This is a genomic window from Streptomyces pluripotens (assembly GCF_000802245.2).
In the GTDB taxonomy this organism is placed as follows: Bacteria; Actinomycetota; Actinomycetes; order Streptomycetales; family Streptomycetaceae; genus Streptomyces; species Streptomyces pluripotens.
Genome location: NZ_CP021080.1, coordinates 4,910,585 through 4,934,248, shown reverse-complemented (window position 1 = coordinate 4,934,248; position 23,664 = coordinate 4,910,585). Strand labels below are relative to the sequence as shown.

General features: G+C 71.2%; 16 protein-coding genes. 4 read left to right on the top strand and 12 right to left on the bottom strand.

From position 1 onward, the window contains the following. Positions 1-3 precede the first annotated feature (3 nt). Both LK06_RS22265 and LK06_RS22260 read right to left on the bottom strand, forming a co-directional pair. A complete protein-coding gene (locus tag LK06_RS22265) occupies positions 4-1,674 on the bottom strand; it encodes a TerD family protein (RefSeq protein WP_043433565.1) in 1,671 nt (556 codons plus the stop codon). 198 nt (positions 1,675-1,872) lie between these two features. After that, positions 1,873-2,469 (bottom strand): M48 metallopeptidase family protein, encoded by a 597-nt coding sequence (locus LK06_RS22260; RefSeq protein WP_039651336.1) that lies wholly within the window; start codon positions 2,467-2,469, stop codon positions 1,873-1,875. Positions 2,470-2,806: 337 nt separating this feature from the next. On the opposite strand from LK06_RS22260, the gene LK06_RS22255 reads away from it, so the two are divergent. Beyond that, positions 2,807-4,021 carry a TOMM precursor leader peptide-binding protein gene (locus LK06_RS22255; protein WP_039651334.1) on the top strand — a complete coding sequence of 405 codons (1,215 nt, stop codon included), beginning with the start codon at positions 2,807-2,809 and terminating at the stop codon, positions 4,019-4,021. Further along, on the top strand, positions 4,014-5,384 hold the full coding sequence (locus LK06_RS22250) for an ABC1 kinase family protein (RefSeq protein WP_039651332.1): 1,371 nt from the start codon (positions 4,014-4,016) through the stop codon (positions 5,382-5,384). Before LK06_RS22255 ends, LK06_RS22250 begins: the two co-directional genes overlap by 8 nt. 197 nt (positions 5,385-5,581) lie before the next feature. On the opposite strand, the gene LK06_RS22245 is transcribed toward LK06_RS22250, so the two are convergent. The 4 genes from LK06_RS22245 to LK06_RS22230 all read right to left on the bottom strand — a co-directional run bounded on the left by LK06_RS22245 (position 5,582) and on the right by LK06_RS22230 (position 9,134). Next, a complete protein-coding gene (locus tag LK06_RS22245; protein ID WP_039651330.1) occupies positions 5,582-5,905 on the bottom strand; it encodes a hypothetical protein in 324 nt (107 codons plus the stop codon). Next, positions 5,902-6,270 (bottom strand): WhiB family transcriptional regulator, encoded by a 369-nt coding sequence (locus tag LK06_RS22240; protein ID WP_039651328.1) that lies wholly within the window; start codon positions 6,268-6,270, stop codon positions 5,902-5,904. The genes LK06_RS22245 and LK06_RS22240 overlap by 4 nt, the downstream gene beginning before the upstream one ends. 172 nt (positions 6,271-6,442) lie before the next feature. Further along, positions 6,443-6,763, bottom strand: a complete 321-nt coding sequence (locus LK06_RS22235) for a hypothetical protein (protein WP_039651326.1) — start codon at positions 6,761-6,763, stop codon at positions 6,443-6,445. A 166-nt stretch (positions 6,764-6,929) separates the two neighbouring features. Continuing rightward, entirely contained in the window at positions 6,930-9,134 is a 2,205-nt protein-coding gene (locus LK06_RS22230) for an ATP-dependent DNA helicase UvrD2 (RefSeq protein ID WP_174673915.1), read from the bottom strand. A gap of 194 nt (positions 9,135-9,328) precedes the next feature. Here LK06_RS22230 and LK06_RS22225 point away from each other — a divergent pair, with 194 nt between their 5' ends. Continuing rightward, positions 9,329-9,586: a mycoredoxin gene (locus LK06_RS22225; RefSeq protein ID WP_039651325.1), complete on the top strand. Its 258-nt coding sequence runs from the start codon at positions 9,329-9,331 to the stop codon at positions 9,584-9,586. A gap of 102 nt (positions 9,587-9,688) precedes the next feature. On the opposite strand, the gene LK06_RS22220 is transcribed toward LK06_RS22225, so the two are convergent. The 6 genes from LK06_RS22220 to LK06_RS22195 all read right to left on the bottom strand — a co-directional run bounded on the left by LK06_RS22220 (position 9,689) and on the right by LK06_RS22195 (position 20,591). Further along, the gene (locus LK06_RS22220) at positions 9,689-10,318 is read right to left on the bottom strand and encodes a class I SAM-dependent methyltransferase (RefSeq protein ID WP_039651323.1); all 630 of its coding nucleotides are present in this window, start codon (positions 10,316-10,318) and stop codon (positions 9,689-9,691) included. 7 nt (positions 10,319-10,325) lie between these two features. After that, entirely contained in the window at positions 10,326-11,270 is a 945-nt protein-coding gene (nudC, locus tag LK06_RS22215; protein ID WP_039651322.1) for an NAD(+) diphosphatase, read from the bottom strand. 150 nt (positions 11,271-11,420) lie between these two features. Beyond that, complete coding sequence (locus LK06_RS22210; RefSeq protein WP_039651577.1) at positions 11,421-12,824, bottom strand: dipeptidase; 1,404 nt, start codon at positions 12,822-12,824, stop codon at positions 11,421-11,423. Positions 12,825-12,876: 52 nt separating this feature from the next. Further along, the gene (locus tag LK06_RS22205) at positions 12,877-16,428 is read right to left on the bottom strand and encodes an ATP-dependent helicase (RefSeq protein WP_043433570.1); all 3,552 of its coding nucleotides are present in this window, start codon (positions 16,426-16,428) and stop codon (positions 12,877-12,879) included. 108 nt (positions 16,429-16,536) lie between these two features. Continuing rightward, on the bottom strand, positions 16,537-19,938 hold the full coding sequence (locus LK06_RS22200) for an ATP-dependent helicase (protein WP_078858851.1): 3,402 nt from the start codon (positions 19,936-19,938) through the stop codon (positions 16,537-16,539). A gap of 257 nt (positions 19,939-20,195) precedes the next feature. Then, positions 20,196-20,591, bottom strand: a complete 396-nt coding sequence (locus LK06_RS22195) for an MGMT family protein (RefSeq protein WP_039651319.1) — start codon at positions 20,589-20,591, stop codon at positions 20,196-20,198. Between the two features lie 186 nt (positions 20,592-20,777). Here LK06_RS22195 and LK06_RS22190 point away from each other — a divergent pair, with 186 nt between their 5' ends. Beyond that, the gene (locus LK06_RS22190) at positions 20,778-23,660 is read left to right on the top strand and encodes a lysylphosphatidylglycerol synthase domain-containing protein (protein WP_039651317.1); all 2,883 of its coding nucleotides are present in this window, start codon (positions 20,778-20,780) and stop codon (positions 23,658-23,660) included. Positions 23,661-23,664: the final 4 nt, after the last annotated feature.

Genomic DNA, 23,664 nt, shown 5'->3' with positions numbered 1-23,664 from the left:
CCTCTAGACCTCGTACGGCTGGACGACGATGAAGTTGCCGGGTGCGCCCCGGAACTGCAGGTTGATGCTCTCTCCGGTGTCGCCCGGGTAGGCGTTGCGGCGCATGCGGACCTGGCTGGAGACGATCACCTGGGAAGCGGCCGACCAGGCGACGACAGCGTTGCAGTCGGCGAAGGTGGTCGGCGTGACCGGCAGGACCACGGGCGTCCCGTGCGTCTTCACGACGATCGTGCCGGTGCCCTGGAACTGCATCGTGAACAGGGCCCCGCCCGGGATGCCATGGCCCTCGATGCGACGGACCTCGTACTGCAGGCTCTCGTCGAAGGCGAGGACGTTCTCGGCGGAGACGCAGATCGCGTCGCCCTGGAGCTCGACGGGGTGCAGGTAAGTGGCGTTCTCGGCGAGGAACACCTGGCCCTGGCCGGTGCAGCGCATCAGCTGCATCTCCTGACCGGTGGCGTTGCCGACGATCCGGCCCATGACACCGGCGCCCTTGTAGCCGAAGTCGACCTTGCCCTGGTAGAGCACCATGCTGCCCTGCTTGGCCAGCACCGGCTGGCCGCCGATGCCGAGGTCGACACGGACGAGTTTCTTGTTCTGCAGCGTCCAGCGCTGCCCGGTGGGTGTCTCCTTGAACACCTGGAGCGCGGCCGTCACGCCAGCAGCGCCCTGTGGCACGGCCCGCGGCGCAGCGTAGGGTGCCGCAGGCTGGCCGGGGACCTGACCGTAACCCGGGGGCATGGGCGGGGCCGGCTGACCAGCAGGGGCCGGCGGCCGACCATACCCGAGTGGTATCGGTGCCCCGGGCAGGTGCGACGGCTGTTGTGGCGGCTGACCGTAGGGCGCGGGGGTCGGGGGCGGGACGGTACCGCCCCCGGGCGGGGTCAGGGGGGCGATCAACGTCGGCGCGGCATGCACGTTCAACGCGGGGGCCGGCGGCGGGGTCTGGCCGGGAGGTACGGGGGGCGACGGGGCGAAGCCCTGGGGCACGGGAACCTGCGTGGGCGCAGGGGCGGGCGTGGGCGCAGGGGCGGAGGCTGGGGCCGGGGCGGACGGGACGCCGAAGGCGGGCGGCTCCGCGGCCTGGGCTGGCGGGGCGAAGCCCGGGACGGCAGCGGACTGCTGCTGCGGGGCGGGCGCCTCCTCCTCCAGTACTTCGCCGCCGAAGTTCTTCAGCAGCGCCTCCAGACCGCCGTCGAAGCCCTGTCCGACCGCGGCGAACCGCCAGCCGTCCTTGAAATAGACGTCGCCGAGCATCACGGCCCGCTCGGTGGAGAACTCCGAGCCGCTGAACGAATACCGGGCGACTTCCTCGCCACCCGCCACGATGCGCAGGTAGCCGGGGCCGATCTGCGCCATCTGCCCGGCGCCGTCGATGGTCGCCGTGAAGGACAGCTTGCGGATCTGCGACGGGATCCGGTCGAGCGTGACCCGGAACGACTCCGTGTCGCCCGCCTGGGCACCGAGCAGTTGGATCGACTCCTCCGGGGACTTCGGCTGGTTGAAGAAGACGAAGTACCGGTCGTCCGACAGACGCTCATCGGCGTCCAGACCAAAACAGCTGATGTCGAAGGTCAGTCCGGGGGCGGCGATCTGCACGCCTACATACAGATCCGTGCCCGCCGTGAGGTCGCTGATCCTGGCCTTGTGGCCGCGCTGGAATTCCCTGGCCATGCGTGACGACCGTCCCCCATCCCGAAACGTGAGTGCGTCGCGCCAGGCTAACGGCTGTGGCCGGCAGCGACTCCGATCGGCCCCGGTCGGTACAGACCCGGTACACAACCGCAGCCGCTCGCTCACCTGGACGGACACCGGGCTCAGGGTCCGGGCCGATCACCGGGGCCGCACGACCGGGCCGCAGGGCCCGGCCGCTCACTCACCGCGTGTGTCGGGAACGTGCGGCAGCCGTCCGGCGGCGACCACCCCTTCGAGGTAGCCACGGGCACGCTCGGTACGCGGATAGGCCTCCAGCAGACGCCAGAAGTCGGGCCCGTGCCCGGGGACCATCAGATGCGCCAGCTCGTGGCAGAGCACGTAGTCGACGACGTACTCGGGCATCCCCTGCAGCCGGTGCGAGAGCCGGATGCTGGCCTCGGCGGGGGTGCATGAGCCCCAGCGGGTGTTCTGGTTGGTGACCCAGCGCACGGAGGCAGGGCGGGCCCTGCCCTCGAAATACTGGGCCGACAGTCGCTCGGCGCGATCGACCAGCTCGGCATCGCCGAGCAGCCGCTTGCTCTCCTGGGCCGCGAGTTTGTCGAGCATGACCGTCACCCAGCGCTGCTCCTCCGCCTTGGACATCCGGGCGGGGATCAGCACGATGGTGCGATCGCCCTCGCGGTACGCGGACACCGTCCGGCGGCGCCGGGCACTCCTGCGTACCTCGATCGCGCTCGCCCTCGAACCGCCGGGCGGCTGGCTGGTCGTGCTGCGCTGCGGCTTTCCGGCGTGGTGAAGTGGGTCGGCGGGCACGCCCCGACGTTACCCGCTGGACACGGCCGAAGTCCCGGCTCCGGGCGGTTCGACGCCGATCCCCCCACCATGCGTTGGATTCGTACGACCAGTTCTCACATCCGCCGACCAGGCCTTACGTCCGTTGTCCAGCACTTCACCCCAAACCGCTTATACGACCAATATCCACCACCTGTGGATAACACCCGGCACTCGGCGCGCGGGCCGGGCATGCTGGCAGGCATCGGCGGAGCGTGACGGTTCCGCCGCCGAAGGGTAGTCCGGATGCCTTGGATGCTGTCTTGCTCTTGACATCCCGGTTACCCCGCGAATGTGCCGATGGATACGGGGGCCAGATATGCATCCGATGGTGAAGCCGGCGTTGCGGCGCGGTTGGCGCGATCTCCACACCGTGCAGTTCGGGATGACCCCGGCGCACGCACTGACGCTGGGGCCGATGGACATGGCGACGGGCAGCTTCCTGGAACTGCTCAACGGCACCCGTGGACTGCCGCTGCTCCGCGAGGAGGGCCGCCGCCTGGACCTGCCTGACGGCCATGTCGACGCGCTGGTGGATCGCCTGTCCCGCGCGGGCCTCGTCGACGACGCGCGCGGCGGGGGTCCGGCCGCGGACGCCCTGCGGGAAAAGGAGGACGTCCTGCAGCGGCTACGCCCCGACCTCGCCTCGCTGGCCCTGACCACGTCCGAGCCTGGCGGCGCGCTCGCCCGGCTGGCCGCCCGCGGCGCGCTGCGGGTGCAGGTGCGCGGCGCCGGGCGGGTCGGCACCCTCCTGGCGTCGGTGCTGTCGGGCGCCGGCGTGGGCGGGGTCGACGTGTGCGACGTGGGGCGTGTGCAGCCCTGGGACGTGGCGCCGGGCGGCCTGCCCGCCGAAGCCGTCGGTGAGCGCCGGGAAGCGGCGGCGCGGACGGCCGTTCGGCGCGCAGCACCGGACCGTCCCGCGCGCCGCCCCCGCTCACCGGGGTCTGAAGCCGAGACCACCGGCCTCTCCCTGGTGGTCCTCACCCCCCGCGACGACGTTGCCGTGCACGCTCCGGATCCGCTCACCGCCGAACCGCTCATGGCCTCTGGCACGCCCCACCTGTACGCCGGTGTCGTGGAGGGCACAGGCGTCGTCGGACCGCTCGTCCTGCCCGGTGAGTCGAGTTGCGCCGGCTGTCTTCACGAGGACCGCACGGACCGGGACGCGGCCTGGCCGCGGTTGATCGCCCAGTGGCGTTCCGGCAGGGCCCGACGGATCGGGGCCTGCGATCTGACGCTGGCCGCGGCCGTCGCCGGATTGGCTGCGGCGCACGCCCTGGCCTTCCTCGACGGGGAGCCTCCGTCCAGCGCGGGAGCCCGCTGGGAGGTGTCCCTGCCCGGACTGAACTGGCGTGCCCGACCTCTCCGGCCGCATCGGGCATGCACGTGCGGTGCAGCGGAGAGAGGTAAAGGGGAGCACTCCTCAACCGACAAGGGACCCCGCGAGACAATGGCAGTGCAACGGCCGTCGAAGGAGCGGCGACGCGAGGTAGGCGCGGCGCGGACGACTGGGACTTGGAGGACGCATGTCTGATCTTCCCCGGAAGGCGGTCACCCGTACCGCCAAGCTCGCCGCGCTCCCGCTCGGCTTCGCCGGCCGGGCGACCTGGGGGCTGGGCAAGCGGATCGTGGGCGAGTCCGCGGAGATCGTCGGCCGGGAACTGCAACAGCGCACGGCTGAACAATTGTTCAAGGTGCTCGGCGAGCTCAAGGGCGGTGCGATGAAGTTCGGGCAGGCCTTGTCCGTCTTCGAGTCCGCGTTGCCCGAGGAGATCGCCGGCCCCTACCGTGCGGCCCTCACCAAGCTCCAGGAGGCAGCACCGCCCATGCCGACCCGTACCGTGCACACGGTGCTTGAGGAACGGCTGGGGCCGGGCTGGCGCGACTTCTTCGAGGAGTTCGAAGACAAGCCGGCCGCTGCTGCCTCAATCGGCCAGGTGCACCGGGCCGTGTGGCACGACGGCCGCGAAGTGGCGGTCAAGGTGCAGTATCCGGGCGCCGGTGAGGCTCTGCTGTCCGATCTCGGACAACTGAGTCGCTTCGCCCGGTTGTTGGGTCCTCTCATTCCGGGCATGGACGTCAAGCCGCTCATCGCCGAGCTGAAGGACCGCGTTTCGGAGGAACTGGATTACGAACTGGAGGCCCGGGCCCAGACGGCACATGCAGAGGAGTTCGCCGGCGACCCGGACATGGTGGTCCCGGCGGTGGTCCACCAGTGCGAGCAGGTTCTGGTGACCGAGTGGATCGACGGCATCCCGCTGTCGGAGATCATCACGGACGGCACCCAGGAGCAGCGCGACCGGGCCGGTCAGCTCCTCGCCCGCTTCCTGTTCTCGGGCCCGGCCCGCACCGGCCTGCTGCACGCCGATCCCCATCCGGGCAACTTCCGTCTGCTGCCCGGCGGCCCGACCGGCAAGGAGGAGTGGCGTCTGGGCGTCCTGGACTTCGGCACGGTCGACCGGCTCCCCGGCGGACTGCCCCTGCCGATCGGCGTCTCCCTGCGGATGACACTGGGCGGCGATGCCGAGACGGTCTACGAACTCCTCTGCGCGGAAGGATTCGTGAAGGACTCCATAGAGCTCGACCCCGACGCGGTCCTCGACTACCTCCTGCCGATCATCGAGCCGGCTCGGGTCGACGCGTTCACCTTCACCCGCTCCTGGATGCGCAGCCAGGCCGCGCGGATCGCTGACCCGCGCTCCCCCGCCTATCAGCTGGGCAAGCGGCTCAATCTGCCGCCCGCCTATCTGCTGATCCACCGGGTGACGCTGAGCACGATCGGGGTGCTCTGCCAGCTGGGTGCCACGGTGCAGCTGCGGGAGGAACTCCAGGCGTGGCTGCCGGGATTCGCGCCGGAAGGCGACCCGCAGGAGGAGGAACCGGCTGCGGGGGCTTGATCCCGGCGGTGCCGGGCGAAGGAAGCCAGAGGAGGGCGCCTTCCCGGACTCCTCGGGTTTCCGGACGTGCCCGAGGAGCCCGCGACCGGCGGGTGACCACGCGCGGCGCGGGGGCCGGTCCGTTCGTACGGACCGGCCCCCGCGGGTACGTCTTCGCCCCCTTGGGTCGGGAGGCCGCCGCTGCTCAGGTGTGGCCGCTACTGCATGACGGCCATGGCAAGCGCGCGGCGGGCACGCAGCGAGGCGCGCTCGGCTCGCCGCTGCATCCTCTGAGCCACCATCAGGCGCAGGGCCCGTCGCTCGCTCGCGGCGCTGTCCAGCCGCTCGTGCATATGCGCACGGGCCAGGGCTTCTTGCATGAGTTGCATCTCTCGGGTCCTGTTCTGGCGCGCTTCGGTCGCGCTGGTGGTGGTGAAGTCTGTGGAGGTGGAGCCTGCGGGCTCGCTGGTGGAAGGCTTCATCGGGGCCTGCTTCTTGGGGTCGTGCGTGAGGGGACGGTCGATCGTTCCTGCGGTGTTCATGCCGTGACCGGGTTCTTCCGCGGGCGGCCACGCGGCCGCTTCCGGGCGACGACAACACCCTGGACGAACAGCTCGCCGCCCCAGACGCCCCAGGGCTCGCGCCGCTCCTTGGCACCGGCGAGGCAGGCCTCGACCAGCGGGCAGGTGCGGCACAGGGACTTGGCGTACTCAACGTCCGCGGGAGACTCGGCGAAGAAGACCTCCGGGTCGTAGGAGCGGCACGGGACGGGTACGCCGAGGTTCTCGATGGCGTCGTCGAGCGCGGTGAGCGCGGTGAGGGGGGTCAAGGTGCAGTCCTTCGTGAGGCCGGGCGGGGGGATCGTTTGGGAAGGCGGTACGGACGGGGCGTGCGCTTCGAGTTGCACGGTTGGTCTTCCTCGTCTGGTCGGTCCGGCCGGTTGACCGGGATTCGGCTTGGTACCGGGTTCTTTTCTTGTCCCGAGGCTCCTTCGCTCCGTGTCCCCGTTCGGGGAAACAGAAGGGCCGCGGATCCCGGATGGGGTTCCGCGGCCCTGAAGGCGCCGGCCTGATCGGCGATCAGGCTGGATCACTCCAGGGGTCTGGCCCGCGGAAGGCCCACATCAGGTGGTGCTGCGTCGTCTGCTTCCGGAATCCGGCACCGGCCGCCGCAAGGGCATAGGCATGTGCCTGTGCCGCTACCGCTTCCAGTGCCTGGGTCGGTCGCTCATTGCGCTCACAAGTGGGAAGACCTGCGAGGGCAGGGAAGGACACCGGGCGGACGGCACGAACGCCGGACAGACCGGTGGCCCTACGGGAGGCGCCGAGCATGCACGTGGAGACGGCCGAGCGATCGATCAGTTTGGCCGTGCTGATGGTGCTGGTGTTGATGCTGATCACTGGACTCGCCTCCTCTCGGCGTCTCATGGACTGGGGTGAGCCAGTCCGTCACGGATATGTAAGTACAGCACGGAACCAGTGCCTTGGAGAAGGCGACCGCTCCCGTGCGATAGAACCTATGGGGATTGCTGGGGCATGCGCAAACTATTTTTTCGATGAGTTCGTATCAGGCGTCCTCGACGTCTGCGTCGGCCTGTCGGCCTGCGCAGATGGCCAGTACGTCAGGTCCGTAGCTGCGCAGCTTGCGGCTGAGGACGCCGGGGATGCGTGAGAGTCCGGCGGAGTTCTCCGGTCGCGCCTCTGCGATGGCCATCAGGGTCCGGTCCGTGAAGACACAGAAGTCCGGCTGCCCACTGCGCTCGGCCTGGACCGCCCGCCATTCCCGGAGTCGCTCGTAGAGTCCTTCGTCCATGTCCGAGGGGCAGTCCTCGCAGCGCATCAGCTTCATCTCACCCGCGTCGGTGAGCGTGCGGCCGCAGACCCGACAACGGGCCGGGGTGCGCTGGGTGCGCTGCGTGCGCCGGGGAACGGCAGCGGCGCCTGCGGTTGCCCCCCGCTCGACGCCTCCGCCGGCGGACGCGCCGGTGTGGCCGACGGTGGCGGTGGTGCCGGGGCGCAGGCCGTCGAGGAACCGGCTGGGCCTGCGGCCCGGGCGGCCACCGGGTGCGCGGGAGAGCGCCCAGGAGATGTGGAGCCGTTCACGGGCGCGCGTCACGCCGACATAGAGGAGGCGGCGTTCTTCCTCGATCTGTTCGTCGGTCTTGGCGTAGGTGATGGGCAGCATGCCCTCGGCGATGCCGACCAGGAAGACGGCATCCCACTCCAGACCCTTGGCGGCGTGCAGGGAGGCGAGCGTGACGCCCTGCACGGTCGGGGCGTGCTGGGCGTTCGCCCGCTCATCCAGTTCCGCCACGAAGTCACCGAGGGTGGCGCCGGGTGTGGCGACGGCGAGGTCGTGGGCGAGGTTGACCAGGGCGGCCAGGGACTCCCAGCGCTCCCTGACGGCGCCCGACCCGGCCGGCGGCTCGCTACTCCACCCCTCCCCAGACAGGACGGCCCGCACCTGCGAGGGAAGGTCCACGGCGTCGTCCAGAAGGGAATCGTTGCCACCGAAGCGTGCCGCGCCACGCAGCGCGATACCGGCTTTGCGCACCTCGGGCCGTTCGAAGAAGCGCTCGGCACCGCGCAACTGGTAGGGAACCCCGGCATCGGCGAGGGCCTGCTCATAGGTCTCGGACTGGGAGTTCGTGCGGAACAGGACGGCGATCTCGGCGGCCGGAACGCCCGAATCGATCAGCTCACGAATGCGGCGGGCGGCTCCCTCCGCCTCGGCGGGCTCGTCGGTGTACTCGGTGTAGGCGGGTTCGGGTCCCGCGGGACGCTGGGAGAGCAGTTCCAGCCGGTGGCCGGCAGCGCGGCCACGGGCCTGGGTGAGCAGGCCGTTGGCAAGGTGGACGACCTGCGGGGTGGAACGGTAGTCGCGGACGAGTTTCACCACGGTGGCACCGGGGTGCCGGCCCTTGAAGTCGAGAAGATGGTCAGGCGTTGCACCTGTGAACGAGTAGATCGTCTGGCTGGCGTCGCCGACGACGCACAGGCTGTCCCGGTCGCCGAGCCACAGTTCCAGCAGCCGCTGTTGCAGCGGGCTGACGTCCTGGTACTCGTCGACGACGAAGTGCTGGTACTGCATGCGGACCTGTTCGGCGACATCGTGTCGGTCCTGCAGGATGGCGACGGTCAGCAGCAGCACGTCCTCGAAGTCGATGACCGCGCGGGCACGCTTGAGGTCTTCGTAGGCCGCGTAGAGGTGGGCGACCTCGGCCGGGTCACGCGGGATATCCCGGCCGGCTTTCGCAGCCGCGTAGGCGTAGTCGGCGGGGATGGTCTGGGTGACCTTGGACCATTCGATCTCAGCAGTGACATCCCGCAGCTCGCCCCGGTCGAGTCTGGTGCCCATGGCAGCGGCCGCATCTGCGACCAGTTTGACCTTCCGGTCGACGAGCCGGGGCATGGAGCCACCGATCGCTTTCGGCCAGAAATACTGGAGCTGGCGCAGGGCAGCGGAGTGGAAGGTGCGAGCCTGAACACCCTGGGCGCCGAGCTGGCGCAGCCGACCGCGCATCTCCCCAGCAGCACGGTTGGTGAAGGTGACGGCGAGCACGCTGGACGGCTGCAGGATCCCGGCGCGCACCCCGTAGGCGATGCGGTGCGTGATCGCCCGGGTCTTGCCGGTGCCCGCTCCGGCCAGCACGCACACCGGCCCGTGCAGGGCGGTGGCCACCTCGCGCTGCTCGGGATCGAGCCCTTCGAGCACCGCGTCGGCCGTGTCCGGTGCCTGCGGGAAGAGGGTGGAATGCGTTGCTGCTGTCACCCCGCCATGCTGCCAGGTCGCCCGGGACGGCTGTGTCGGTTGTCCACAGGCAGCGGCCCATAGTCGTATAACAGGGCAGGCCGATGCGGGGGGCGTCACAGCCGGGCACCGTGCCGCGGGTGGGAATGGCGGGCCGGTGGCTTATGTTCTTGCCCTGGACGACCTTTCCGAATTGCCTGAGGAGCGCAACAGACATGCAGGGCACTGTGACGATGTACAGCACGACGTGGTGCGGCTACTGCCGGCGGCTGAAGAGCCAGCTGGACCGGGAGGGGATCGCCTACACCGAGATCAACATCGAGCAGGACCCGGAGTCCGCCGCTTTCGTGGAGAAGGCGAACGGCGGAAACCAGACCGTCCCGACCGTTCGGGTACTTCCCACCAGCGGTGGCGACGAGGTCGTCATGACGAACCCGAGCCTTGCCCAGGTGAAGCAGGCTCTCGCGGTCTGACGCTTTCCGGCACTGCGCCCCCTCTGACCGAGGTCAGTAGGGGGCCGCTCTGTAGGAACGGTACGCACGGCCGGAGGGCGGCTCCCGGAGCCGGTTGGGGGTTCAGGAGCCGCCGTTCTGTGTCTTGTCCCACACGACGGTGTAGCGCCAGAGCAGTCGCCGCCGGAAGCGGCAACCGGGCAGCAGCAGCCGGACTGCCCCGCGGACCTCGCTCCAGTGCATGGGCGGATCTTCCACGGGCATGCCGACCGGATCGTGCTTGCCGCCGCGCAGGCGCGCGCACAGCAGGCTCGCGGGTAGCCCGCAGCCGCTGATCACCCGGTCCAGCGGCGTGTGGTTGTACGCCAGCCCGACGGCGATCAGTCGGCCCCCGGGTGCGACGAGCCGGGTCAGCGCGTTGATCGCGTCACCGAAGCGGGCATGGTGCACGACGGCGACCGCGCTGACGAAGTCGTAGGCGCAGGCCGGGAGCGAGGCGCCGTCGAGGTAGTCGGCCTCGACGTAGGTGACATTCCGCGGCTGGCCGTTCCCAGCCTGCCGCGCGCGGGCCTGCCGGATCATTTCCGGTGAGCGGTCCACGCCCGTCACCCGCTGCGCACGGGCCGCGAGCCGTCCGGCGAGGAGGCCGTCACCGCAGCCGACGTCCAGAGCCGTGCGGCAGCCGCTGGGCACGGCAGCCAGCACGGTCCGGTGGTAGTGGACGTTGTGGTTCCAGTAGGGGGCTCCGGTCACCGGTTGATCAGACTGGACTGCGCGTCGGCAGCGGCTTGCCGTACCACATCTCGATGAGGCGGGCCGCGATGGAGATCCCGTACGGCGGCAGCACCTCACCGGACTCGAAGGCCTCATGGAGCTCCTCACGGGAGAACCAACGGGCCTCGTGGATCTCGTCACCGTCGACGTTGATCTCGGTCGAGGTGGCGCGGGCCATGAAGCCGAGCATCAGGCTGGACGGGAAGGGCCAGGGCTGGCTGGCGACGTACTCGACCGGGCCGACGGAGACGCCCGCCTCTTCGTAGACCTCGCGGCGCACGGCCTGCTCGATCGACTCCCCGGGCTCGACGAAGCCGGCGAGGGTGGAGAAGCGGCCTTCGGGCCAGTGGACCTGGCGGCCCAGCAGGATGCGGTCGTCGGCATCGGTCACAGCCATGATCACTGCCGGGTCAGTGCGCGGGTAGTGCTCGGCACCGCAGGCCGGGCAGCGGCGGATGTGGCCAGCGGCGGCGATGACCGTGCGCTCGCCGCAGCGCGAGCAGAACCGGTGGGTGCGCTGCCAGTTCTCCAGGCCAACCGCGTGCACCATGAGTCCGGCATCGCGCGGGGACAGCAGCAGGCCCGCCTCGCGCAGGCCCGCGGGTCGGGCCGACTGGTCGATACGGCCGGGCAGCGAGTCCTTCTGCAACGCGAAGTAGCTGACGCTGTCCTCGTCGATACCGAGGAAGTAGCGGTGCGCCTCGGTGAGCGGGGCTTCGAACGAGGGGATCATGACGAGTTCGGTCCGGCCGTCCGGGGTCTCGTCGATGAGTACCTGGCCGCCAGAGACCACGAAGCAGCGGGTGGTGGGGTGACTCCACGCCGCCGCGAGCCAGGCCTCGTCCAGCCGGTGGTGGGCGGCGCGGTCGATACCGCTCGCGGCGGTCAGCGAGATGGGACGGTCGGCTGTGTGGTCGGTCCAGGTGGTCACGGGTGCTTCCAACTCCCCCAGTGCAGCGGTTCGTATCGGCGGGACGGTTCGGCGGGACGTAGAGCGGGAGGGGACCGGGCGGGGGCGGTACATGCGGGCGGTGCTGTCAGCGTGCCCCGCATCCGCTGCCCGTCCGCCCAGCGCGGCCCGTCAGGGCGCGGGACGCCAGTGGTCGGCCAGGTCACCCCACAGGTAGGCGCTGGTCTCGACGCCCTTGAGGAGGAGGTCGAGTTCGACCTTCTCGTTGGGGGCGTGCCAGCCGTCGGAAGGGACGGAGACGCCCAGGAAGAGCACGGGGGCTTCGAGGACCTCCTGGAGGTCGGCGGCAGGTCCGGACCCGCCCTCGCGGGTGAAGCGGACCGGGCCCTGGAAGGCGCGGCCCATGGCCCGGACCACGGACTGCAGTGCGGGGTGATCGAGCGGCGTCAGGCACGGTCGGGTGGCTGAGCCGAAGTCGATCTCGCAGCGGATGCCCGCGGGCACCTGCCGGGTGGTCCAGGCGCGGACGATCTTCTCGATGTGGTCGGGTTCCTGGCCGGCGACCAGCCGGAAGGACAGCTTCACCGTCGCCGAGGACGGGATGATCGTCTTGCTGCCGGGGCCCTGGTAGCCACCGCCGATTCCGTTGACCTCGGCGGTCGGACGGGCCCAGATGCGCTCCAGGGTGGTGTGCCCGGCCTCGCCATGGACAGCGTGCGACTTCGCGGTGCGCAGCCAGCGCTCTTCGTCGAAGGGCAGTTCGGCGAAGAGCTCGCGCTCGCGGTCGGTCAGCTCGACGATGCCGTCGTAGAACCCGGGGACTGCCACCCGGGCGCGCTCATCGTGCAGGGCCGTGACCAGGCGGGCGGCGACGCTGGCCGGATTGGGTACGGCACCGCCGAAGGACCCCGAGTGGATGTCTTGGTCGGGGCCGTACAGTCGGATCTCGCACTCGGCCAGGCCCCGCATACCCGTGCACACGGTCGGGGTGTCTTCGGACCACATCCCGGTGTCAGAGACGATCACGGCGTCGGCAGTGAGCCGCCTGGCGTGCTCTTCCACGAGGCCACGGAAGTGCGGGGAGCCGGACTCCTCCTCACCTTCGATCAGCAGTTTCAGGTGGACCGCCGGGGCGGTGCGGCCGGTGGCGGCCAGGTGGGCGCGGACACCGAGTGTGTGGAAGAAGACCTGGCCCTTGTCGTCGGCTGCCCCTCGCGCGTAGAGACGGTTCCCGCGGACGACGGGCTCGAAGGGGTCACTGTCCCAGCCGTCCTCACGGGCGGCGGGCTGGACGTCGTGGTGACCGTAGACGAGGACGGTGGGGGCCCCGGGGTCGCCCGAGGGCCACTCGGCGAAAACGGCCGGGGCGCCCGGAGTTTCCCAGATCTCGGCGGTCGGGAAGCCGGTTTCCTTCAGCTTGGCGGTGAGCCACTCGGCGCTGCGGCGTACGTCGGGCGCATGGTCGGGCTGGGCCGACACCGACGGGATGCGCAGCCACGCCGTGAGGTCGTCGAGGAAGGCGGCGCAGTGCTGCCCGATGTACGTGTGGACGGCGCTGTCCGGGGTCTGGCTCATGCTCACGAGCCTATCGGCCCGCACCGCCACCGTAGACGGGGGTTCGTCACACTCAGGACGTCTCCGTCACTGATTGCGTCCCGTCCGTGAGCAGCCGCTCCAGCGCCGCCCGGTCGGGCAGGTCCGGCGGGCGCACGACCTCACCGCTGCGTACGTACAGGAAGGCGGCTGTGACGGACTCGGGCGGTACGCGTTGTTGTTCGGCCCAGGCCAGCCGGTACACGGCGAGCTGGAGCGGGTCGGCGGTGCGGGTGCGGTTGGTCTTCCAGTCCACGATCTCGTAGGTCGCATCGGCCCCATCACCGTTCTTGTAGACGGCGTCGATGCGGCCCCGTACGACGCGGCCGGCAAGGCTGAGCTGGAAGGGAGTCTCGACCCGGTACGGAGTTCGCCGGGCGTACTCGGTGCGTTCGAACGCGTCCTTCAAGAGCTCCAGGTCGCGTTCGTCGGCGATCTCGGCATCGGCGCCGGGCAACTCGTCCGGTTCGAGCAGGGGCAGCGTCAGCTCCTCGAAGCGCGCTTCGACCCAGGCATGAAATCGGGTGCCCCGGCGCGCGGCCGGTTGCGGAGGGCGTGGCATAGGGCGCGCGAGTTCCTGTGCAAGCCGGTCCGGGTCCTCGGCCAGCAGCAACAGCTGGGAAGCGGTCAGCGTGACGGGCAGCGGGACGTCCGTGACGGTCCGCCGGGTGCGCAGCAGCTCTCCGGTGAGCGCGTCCAGGTCCCGGTCCCAGGAGGCGACGGTACGGGCCTCCTCCGGACTGAGGGCGGTGGGCTGCTGCGGCCCCTCGGGGAGGGGGCGGTCCTGCGGGGCGGTCGCCTGGTGGGGAAATCTCGGCCGGCCGGTGCCCTGGGCGCCCCGGTCGCCCAGACCGCCGTCCGGTACCGGCGCAGAAGCCCCGGCAGTGACTTGGTCGCGCGACTCCGCTTCGCCGTGGGGCTCTGCTTCGCCCTGGACATCGTCGTCCGGCGGCGGGGGCCAATCCGGGTCTTCGGCGACGGTCTCGTCGCCGGCCGGCGGTGGGCCGGCGTCCTGCGCGGTGATCGCCGTCAGGTGGGCGAGCACGGTCCCGGCCGCCTTCCGGCGGCGGGCCAGGGCGTCGGCGTCCAGCGGGAGCGGCCACACGTGGTCGGCAGCGGAACCGCGCACGGCCGGGTTCTCCTCACCCTCGGCGGGTTCCTCCGCCCAGACCTCGGTCTCGCCGTACCCGGCGGCGCAGTGGTCGTGCAGGGCCTGGAGGAAGTCGGACGGGCCTCGGGGCTTCTTCTGACTGGGTCCCCACCAGTGGCCGGAGCCGAGCAACAGGGATCGGGGCCGGGTGAAGGTGACGTAACCGAGGCGGAGCTCCTCGGTGTGCTGGTGGTCCTTCATGGCCTCGTGGAAGGCTTTCATACCGCGCGAGTCCCAGGTCTCGACGTCGGGCAGGGTGTCGGCGTCACCGCGCAGGGCGTGGGGGATCACCTTGGCCTGTGCGGTCCACTTCTCGCGGCCCTGGGCGCTGGGAAAGGTACCGTTCACCAGTCCAGGGACGGCCACGACGTCCCACTCCAGGCCCTTGGCCTTGTGCGCGGTGAGCACCTTGACGGTGTTCTCGCCGCCAGGCAGAGCGTTGTCGAGGCCCTTCTCGTACTGGGCGGCTGTGCGCAGGAAGCCGAGGAAGGCGAGCAGGGTGGCCTCACCGTCGCTCGCCGCGAAGGAGGCGGCGACGTCCAGGAAGTTCGACAGGGTTTCGCGGCGGCGCGCGGCCAGGGCCTGCGGGGAGGCGGACAGCTCCACCTCCAGACCGGTGACGGCGAGCACGCGGTGCAGCACGTCCATCAGCGGATCGGACAGGGAACGACGCAGTTCACGAAGTTCGGCGGCCAGCCGGGCGAAGCGCACGCGCGCCTCCGGGGAGAACGGCAGGCCGTCGTCGCCCCACTGCTCGAAGACGCCCTCCATCGGTGTCTCAAGGAAGGTGTCGAGGGCGTCCGCGAGCGATATCACCTCGGACGGGTCGACGCCCTCGACGGCGGCGGCGAGCCGGCGGTCCGGGTCGTCGGTGTCGGCCGCGACCGCGTGGGCGACGAGCATGCGGGCACGGCGGCCCAACAGGGCGAGGTCGCGGGGGCCGATGCGCCAGCGCGGGCCGGTGAGCAGGCGCACCAGGGCGGCGTTGGCGCCGGGATCCTGGAGGACTTCGCAGACGGCGACCAGGTCGGCGACCTCGGGCAGGTGCAGCAGTCCTGAGAGGCCCACCACCTCGACGGGGATGTCACGGGCGACGAGGGCACCCTGGATCTCGGCGAAGTCGGTCGCCGTGCGGCACAGAACCGCGACCTCACCGGGGGCCGTTCCGGTGCGCACCAAGTGAGCGAGGGAGTCGGCGAGCCAGTCGATCTCCTCGGTGTGCGTGCTCAGCAGGGCGCAACGGACCGTGCCGTCACGTTCGGCACCAGGGGCCGGGCGGAGGGCCTCCACGCCCGCGTGCAGGGCGCGCAGGGGCTCGGCGAGGCCGTTGGCCAGGTCGAGGAGCCGGCCACCGCTGCGGCGGTTCTCACTGAGCGCCTGCCGGGGGGCGGGGCGTCCGTCGGCCTGGGGGAAGTGCGTGGGGAAGTCGTCCAGGTTGGCGACGGATGCGCCGCGCCAGCCGTAGATGGCCTGGCAGGGATCGCCGACGGCGGTCACGGGGTGACCGGTGCCCGCGCCGAACAGCCCGGCCAGCAGGACGCGCTGGGCCACGGAGGTGTCCTGGTACTCGTCCAGGAGCACCACGCGGAACTCCTCGCGCAGCATGCGGCCCACTTCGGGGATGCGGGCGAGCCGGGCGGACAGGGCGATCTGGTCGCCGAAGTCGAGCAGGTCCCGTTCGCGCTTGGCGGCCCGGTAGCGCTGCACGAGGTCGGCGAGCTCCCGGCGGGCCGCGGCCGTCTCGGGGACCTTGCGCAGGTCGGCGTTGGTGAGCCTGGCGCTCTGGAGGGTGTGCAGCAGGTCGGCGTCCCAGGCGCGCAGTTCCTCCGGGTCGACGAGGTGTTCGGCGAGTTCGGAGTCGAGGTTGAGCAGGTCGCCGACGAGGTCGGCGAAGGAGCGGGTCAGTGCCGGGTAGGGTCCGGGGGCCTCGCGCAGTACACGTGCTGCGAGCTGGTAGCGGGTGGCATCGGCCAGCAGCCGGGAGGTGGGTTCCAGGCCGATGCGCAGGCCGTGGTCGGTCAGCAGCCGGCCGGCGAAGGCGTGGTACGTCGAGATGACCGGCTCACCCGGCAGGTCGTCCGGGTCCGGCCAGAGGGTGTCGGCACCACATGCTGTCGTCGAGGGGGGCCGGCCGGGTGACGGGAGGGGGCCCGGGGCGCTGACACCGGCCTTGACCAGTGCCTTTCGGACGCGTTCGGCCAGTTCACCGGCGGCCTTGTTGGTGAAGGTCAGACCGAGGACCTGTTCGGGAGCGACCTGCCCGGTGCCGACCAGCCAGACCACACGGGCCGCCATGACGGTGGTCTTGCCCGACCCCGCTCCGGCCACGATCACCTGGGGGGCCGGGGGCGCGGTGATGCAGGCCGTCTGCTCCGCGGTGAAGGGGATACCGAGGAGCTCCTTGAGCTGCTCGGCGTCGGTGATTCGGGCAGGCATGTCGCAAGAGGCTAGCGGCGCGTACTGACAGCCGAGCTCGAATCTGCTGCCGGGGAAGGAAAAGGCCAGGTCAGCGACTATGGTGCCGTACGTCACGTGGGCCGTGCATCACTCGACCACGTGGCGTCCCTCGGGACGGGCGCTGCACGAGGCGCGGAATGCGCAGTGCGTGCAGTGCTGGCCGGTGCTCGGTGTGAACCGCTCGTCGAGGACCCTTCCGGCGGCGTTGGCCAGCAGCTCACCGGCCCACTCCCCGGTCAGCGGCTGCTGGCTCTGCACCTTGGGCAGACTGTCGCCACCGTCGCGTTTGGCGGCCCCCTGCCTGAGGTGCACCAGTTCGGCGCCGCCCGGTTCGGGGCGCACGCCGTCGAAGGCCGGGTCGACGGCGCCTTCCCGGACGGCCAGCTGGTAGACGGCGAGCTGCGGGTAGTGGGCCACCTCGGCAGCGCTGGGCACCTGTTTGCCGGTCTTGAAATCGACCACGTAGGCCCGCCCGTCCGCGTCCGTCTCCACCCGGTCCACCTGGCCACGGATGCGGACCTGGTAGTCGCCCGCGTCGAGGGTGACGTCGAAGTCCTGCTCGCTGGCGACGGGGGCACGGCCGGCGCGGTCCAGTACATGCCAGTTGAGGAAGCGTTCGAGCGCCGCGCGCGCGTTGTCCTTCTCCTGCTGCGACTTCCAGGGCGCGTCGAAGGCGAGCGCGTTCCACACCGAGTCCAGGCGTTCCATGAGGACATCGAGGTCGGCCGGGGTGTGGCCGGAGGCGACCTCGTCGGCGAGGACGTGCACCACGTTGCCGAAACCCTGAGCGGTGGTGGCGGGGGTGTCGGCGCGCACCTCACGCCCGAGGAACCACTGCAGCGCGCACGTGTTGGCGAGCTGGTCGAGGGCGCTGCCGGAGAGCGCCACGGGACGGTCCCGGTGGCGCAGCGGCACCTTGCTCTCGGTCGGTTCGGACATGCCCCACCAACGGTAGGGATGTGCGGACGGCACCAGTGGGCGGCCGTCCTCGTCGGTGAGTGCGGCGAGCCGGGCCAGACGGTGGGCGGCGGCCTCCCGCAGGACGGCGGACGCGCGCGGGTCGACGGTGGTGGCACGCAGCTCGGCGACGAGAGCGGCCACGGACAGCGGGCGGCGGGGGCGGCCGGAGATGTCCCGGGGTTCGACGCCCAGCTCGTTGAGGAACCGGGAGGGCTGGTCCCCGTCGTCGGCCGGTGCCCGCACGGCGGTGACGACGAGGCGTTCACGCGCGCGCGTGGCGGCCACGTAGAACAGGCGGCGTTCCTCGGCGAGCAGCGCGCCGGGGGTGAGCGGTTCGGCCAGTCCGTCGCGTCCGATGCGGTCGGCCTCCAGCAGGGAGCCGCGGCGGCGCAGGTCGGGCCACAGCCCCTCCTGGACTCCGGCCACGACGACCAGCCGCCACTCCAGGCCTTTGGCGCGGTGCGCGGTCATCAGACGGACCGCGTCGGGGCGCACCGCACGGCGCGTGATCGTGTCGGCCGCGATGTCCTCGGCCCCGGTCTCCGCAAGGAAGTTCAGGGCGCCACGACCCCCGGTGCGCTGCTCCGCGCGCGCGGCGGTGGCGAACAGTGCGCACACGGCATCCAGGTCCCGGTCGGCGTTGCGGCCGGCTGCGCCGCCGCGCCGGGCGGCCCGTTCCAGACGGGCGGGCCACGGCGTGCCCTCCCACAGGTCCCACAACGCCTCCTCGGCCGTGCCTCCGCCCGCCAAGCGTCCACGGGCCTTGCGGAGCAGTGCGCCGAGGCGCTGGGCCCCGCGCGCGTACGCGGGATCGTGTACGGCCAGGCGCTCGGGCTCGGCGAGCGCTCGCGCGAGCAGTTCATCGGACGGAGGCGGCAGGGGGTTCCCCGCGGCCCGTTCCTCCTCGCGCAAGGCCCGTCCGAGGCGGCGCAGGTCGGCGGTGTCCATGCCGGCGAGCGGGGAGGTGAGCAGGGTGAGGGCGGTCTCGGTGTCGAGCCAGGCGGTGTCCGGTTCCGCCGCTTCGGAAGGTTCGTCTCCGCCGGGCACCGGTACGACCGCGTCCCGCTCCCCGGGGCGCTCCAGCTCGCTTTCGCGCCCCGTCTCCTCCGCTGCGTGCGCCTTCTCGACGCGCCCCGCCTCCGCCCGGGCCACCACGCGCAGGGCTGTCAGCAGCGGTGCCACCGCCGGCTCATGGCGCAGCGGCAGGTCGTCTCCGTCGATGTCGAGTGGGACGCCGGACGCGGTGAGGGCGCGGCGGAGGACGGGGAGGCTACGGGCTCCAGCGCGTACCAGGACGGCCATGTCGCTCCAGGGGACGCCGTCCTCCAAGTGCGCACGGCGCAGGATGTCGGCGACGTTGTCGAGTTCCGCGCCTGCCGTCGGGTACGTGTAGACCTCGATGCGGCCGCCGTCCCGTACGGCGGTCGGCTCCCGGTGGGCGCGCACCTTGCCGGCGGGCAGTCGGGAAAGGGGCATGCGCTGGGTGATCAGCCTGGTCGCGGCCAGCAGGGTGGCGCCGGAGCGTCGGGCGGTGCGCAGCACCTCGACCGGTGCCGGCCCGCCGTCCACGCGCGAGAAGGCCTCGGGGAAGTCGATGATGCCGTTCACATCAGCGCCCCGGAAGGTGTAGATCGACTGGTCGGGGTCCCCAAAGGCGACCAGGGTGCGCCCGGCGCCGGCCAGCGCGTGCAGCAGCCGTACTTGGGCGGGGTCGGTGTCTTGGTACTCGTCGACGTACACGGCGTCGTACGGGGCGGCGAGCCGTGCTGCGACCTCGGGGCGGCGGGCGAGCAGGACCGCGCGGTGCACGAGTTCCGCGTAGTCGATCACGCCCTGCAGGTCGAGCACGTCGAGGTACTCGGCGAGGAATGCTGCGGCCGCCTGCCAATCGGGGCGGCCGATGCGGCGGGCGAAGGCATCCAGGGTGCCCGGACCGAGGCCCAGTTCGCGGCTGCGGGCGAGGACCGCGCGGACCTCGTCGGCGAAGCCGCGCGTGGTCAGGCAGGCACGCAACTCGTCGGGCCAGCGCACATGGGCCAGCCCGAGCCGCTGTAGCTCCGGCTGGCCGGCGAGCAGCTCACGGACGGTGACGTCCTGCTCGGGGCCGGAGAGAAGACGCAGCGGCTCGGCGAACAGGGTGCTGTCCTGGTGGGCGCGCACCAGGGCGTAGCAGTACGAGTGGAAGGTGGTCGCCCGGGGGACGCGCGTGGCACCCATGCGCAGTGCCATCCGGTCGCGCAGGTCGACGGCTGCCTTGCGGCTGAAGGTCAGCACCAGGATTCGTTCGGGGTCCCCGCCCCGGGCGATCCGTGCGGCCACGGATTCGACCAGAGTGGCGGTCTTTCCGGTGCCGGGGCCCGCAAGGACGAGCAGCGGACCGGACCGGTGATCAACCACGGCGCGCTGTGCCGCGTCCAGAGAAGGGGGATCCACCTTGGCCGGCGGAGTACGGACCAGTCGGTAAGCGCCATGGCTCCCCTGCCGCAACTGAACGTGCGGCGGGCGCCTGGTGGAGGAAGAGGAGCTCACGTGGTTGGCCGGTCCTGGTGGTTGTGCTGGCGGTCAGGCGGTCACTCGCGCAAGGCGGTGGCCGCGGGGTGAGGAGGGCATGCGCAGCAGACGTTACGCCGCCACCGGGAACGGAAGCAGAAATTCCGATTCTTCCCTTGCGGCACTCGGGCCGCACGTGCCCCACACCTCACGAACGTACGTCATGCCACAGGCGTCCCCCATGTCCCCCGTATGGACCACGAGCCCTCCCAGAGGGCCTCCGATGGCGGAAGCTGTCAGGTGTGACCCTCCGCGTCCGCGCCACCGTCCCATCGTGCCCGCCGCAGGTCGAGCCGCGGCAGATGGCCCTCGGCTTGCCTGCTCGCCTCCCTCAGCGGTGTGTCCTCCTCGCGGTAGTGCGCGAGCGCGCGCAGCGCGTGTCCGGGCAGCAGCACTCCGTCGGCACGCACGACGCGCCACCACGGGACAGCGCCTCCGTAGAGAGCCATCACCCGGCCCACCTGACGCGGTCCGCCCTCACCAAGCCACTCGGCGACGTCGCCGTACGTCATGACCCACCCCGGCGGAATCCGCTCGGCGACCTGAAGGACCCGCTCCGCGTACTCCGGCAGCGCGTCCTCATATGCGTCGCCTTCCTCACGGATCTCCCCGGCAGACCTCTGCTCGCTCATTCGTCCCATCCTGCCGCACCCGGCCGACACGGCGGCGTGGCGCGCACACCCTGCTCCCCTCGCCCCCGGAGTGCACTTCCGGCAGACTGTGCGCCCGCGCATCCGCACCCTGATGGCCGCGCGTGTCGGTGGGACGTGCCACCATCATGCGGGCGGTGACTGGTGATACGAGACCAAGAAGAGACCATGGAGCAGCAGGGCGTGCACCCCGAGGACGCGGCGGGCACACCTGACGCCGCCGCACACCCCAACGCCGCCCACACGGGCGAGGACAGCGCCGAGGCGCACCGGGAGAAGGCCGGTCCGCACGCGGACGACCGCCCCGATGCGCGTGGGGACGGCACCGGGGCGCGCGAGAACGCGGTCGACGCCACGCGCGCGCACCGGGACGACAGTGACCTCGGCGAGGGGGCGCAAGTGCCGGAGAACAGGCTCCCCGACCGGGGCAGGGGCAGCGGAGACGGCTCTCACGACCCTCACTCGGACGAGGTCGAGGGGGACGAACCGCTGCTCCCCGCGCGCGTGCACCGCCCCTCCGACCTCATGCGGCTGCTGGTGGGCGTGCTCGCCATCGTGGTGGTTCTCGCGATCGCCGCGTTCGCGCACGGCACCACCTCAGGTCTCGAACAGGACATCAACAAGGGCACCGGCCAGGCCCCCGATCTCCTCATCAAGATCGCGGGACTGGCGTCCAGCATCGCGATCCTCCTCGTCCCGGTCGCCTTCGCGATCGAGCGGCTGATCAAGCGGGACGGGCTGCGCATCGCCGACGGTGTTCTCGCGGCCGTACTCGCCCACGGAGTGACCCTCGCCGCCGACCTGTGGGTCGCCCAGGCCGCCCCGAACTCGATCCAGGAGGCGCTCACCCAGCCCGCACCGGGCGACGTGCACGCCCTGACCGACCCCGTGCACGGCTACCTGGCGCCCGTGATCGCATACATGACGGCCGTCGGCATGTCCCGCAGACCCAGATGGCGCGCGGTGCTGTGGGTGGTGCTGCTGCTCGACGCGTTCTCGATGCTCGTCACCGGCTACACGACCCCCTTCTCGATCATCCTGACGGTGCTGATCGGCTGGACCGTCGCCTACGGCACCCTCTACGCGGTCGGCTCCCCCAACGTGCGGCCCACCGGCCAGACCCTGATGGCGGGCCTTCGGCACGTGGGCTTCCGCCCCGTCAGCGCGGCCCGCGAAGAAGCCGCCGAGTCCGAAAACGGCGACCGCGGCCGACGCTACTTCGTCACCCTGGAGGACGGTCCGCCACTCGACGTCACGGTCGTCGACCGGGAACAGCAGGCGCAGGGCTTCTTCTACCGCACGTGGCGCAACCTGACCCTGCGCGGCTACGCCACCCGTTCCAGCTTCCAGTCGCTGCGTCAGGCGCTGGAGCAGGAGGCACTGCTGGCATACGCGGCGATCGCAGCCGGCGCCAACGCGCCCAAGCTGATCGCCACCTCCGAACTCGGCCCCGACGCGGTCATGCTCGTCTACGAGCACATCGGCGGACGCATGCTGGACTCGCTGGCCGACGAGGAGATCACCGACGCGTTGTTGCGCAACACCTGGCACCAGGTCCAAGCGTTGCAGTCACGACGCATCGCGCACCGCCGGCTGGCTGGTGACGCGATTCTGGTGGATCGTTCCGGCAGGGTCATCCTCACCGAACTGCGCGGCGGCGAGATCGCGGCCGGCGAACTCCTGCTGCGCGTGGACGTCGCCCAGCTGGTCACCACGCTGGCACTGCGGGTCGGCGCCGAGCGGGCCGTGGCCTCGGCGGTGGGCGTACTCGGCCCGGACGCGGTCGCCGACTGCCTGCCGATGCTCCAGCCGATCGCGCTGACACGCTCCACGCGCGCGACGCTGCGCCGACTGGCCCGGGAACGGTCCCAGCGAGAACGCGAGGCCATGCTCGAAGCGTCCAGGCAGGCCAAACTGGCCCGCCTGGAGGAGACCTCCGGAACCAGCCCGGCCGCCCTCGAAAGGCCCGACAAGAAGACGGTCCGCGCCGCACAGCGTGCGGAGAAGCGGGCCATGGACGAAGCCCTCGAAGAGGCCCGCGAGGAGGATCTGCTCACCCAGATCCGGCACGAGGTGCTGCGGATCAGGCCCCAGGCGCCCGTGGAGCCGGCCCGCCTGGAGAGGGTGCGGCCACGCACGCTGATCAGCTTCATCGCCGGCGCGATCGGCGCGTACTACCTGCTGACGCAGCTCACCCACATCGAGTTCGGCACGCTGTTCGCGCAGGCGCAGTGGATCTGGGTGGCCGCCGCGGTGCTGTTCTCCGCACTCAGTTACGTGGCCGCGGCGATGTCCCTGCTCGGCTTCGTTCCGGAGCGGGTGCCGTTCCTGCGGACCATCGCGGCGCAGGTCGCCGGCTCCTTCGTGAAGATCGTGGCACCGGCCGCGGTCGGGGGCGTGGCGCTCAACACACGCTTCCTGCAGCGTCAGGGCGTGCGCCCCGGGCTCGCGGTGGCGAGCGTCGGCGCGTCCCAGCTGTTCGGGCTCGGCGCCCACATCCTGATGCTGCTGTCGTTCGGCTACCTGACCGGCACCGAGAAGACACCCTCCCTGTCTCCGTCCCGCACGGTCATCGCGGGCCTGCTGACCGTGGCGGTGCTCGTCCTCGTGGTCACGTCCGTACCGTTCCTGCGGAAATTCGTCGTCACACGTGTGAGGTCGTTGTTCGCCGGTGTCGTACCCCGCATGCTCGACGTGCTGCAGCGGCCCCAGAAACTCATCACGGGCATCGGTGGCATGCTCCTGCTGACCGCCTGCTTCGTGATGTGCCTGGACGCCTCCATCCGGGCCTTCGGCGACAACTCGGCCTCGCTGAGCATCGCCAGCGTCGCCGTCGTCTTCCTCGCCGGCAACGCCCTCGGCTCCGCGGCGCCCACCCCTGGCGGCGTGGGCGCGGTGGAGGCGACCCTCACCGTGGGACTGATCGCCGTCGGCCTGCCCAAGGAGGTCGCCGCCCCTGCCGTCCTGCTGTACCGACTGCTGACGCTGTGGCTGCCGGTGCTGCCGGGCTGGCTGGCCTTCAACCACCTGACCCGTAAGGGCGCGCTGTAACCCG

Coding starts and splice junctions, on each gene's coding strand:
- LK06_RS22265 (WP_043433565.1), bottom strand. CDS start 1,674: ATGGCCAGGGAATTCCAGCGCGGCCACAAGGCCAGGATCAGCGACCTC.
- LK06_RS22255 (WP_039651334.1), top strand. CDS start 2,807: ATGCATCCGATGGTGAAGCCGGCGTTGCGGCGCGGTTGGCGCGATCTC.
- LK06_RS22250 (WP_039651332.1), top strand. CDS start 4,014: ATGTCTGATCTTCCCCGGAAGGCGGTCACCCGTACCGCCAAGCTCGCC.
- LK06_RS22245 (WP_039651330.1), bottom strand. CDS start 5,905: ATGAACACCGCAGGAACGATCGACCGTCCCCTCACGCACGACCCCAAG.
- LK06_RS22225 (WP_039651325.1), top strand. CDS start 9,329: ATGCAGGGCACTGTGACGATGTACAGCACGACGTGGTGCGGCTACTGC.
- LK06_RS22210 (WP_039651577.1), bottom strand. CDS start 12,824: ATGAGCCAGACCCCGGACAGCGCCGTCCACACGTACATCGGGCAGCAC.
- LK06_RS22205 (WP_043433570.1), bottom strand. CDS start 16,428: ATGCCTGCCCGAATCACCGACGCCGAGCAGCTCAAGGAGCTCCTCGGT.
- LK06_RS22195 (WP_039651319.1), bottom strand. CDS start 20,591: ATGAGCGAGCAGAGGTCTGCCGGGGAGATCCGTGAGGAAGGCGACGCA.
- LK06_RS22190 (WP_039651317.1), top strand. CDS start 20,778: ATGGAGCAGCAGGGCGTGCACCCCGAGGACGCGGCGGGCACACCTGAC.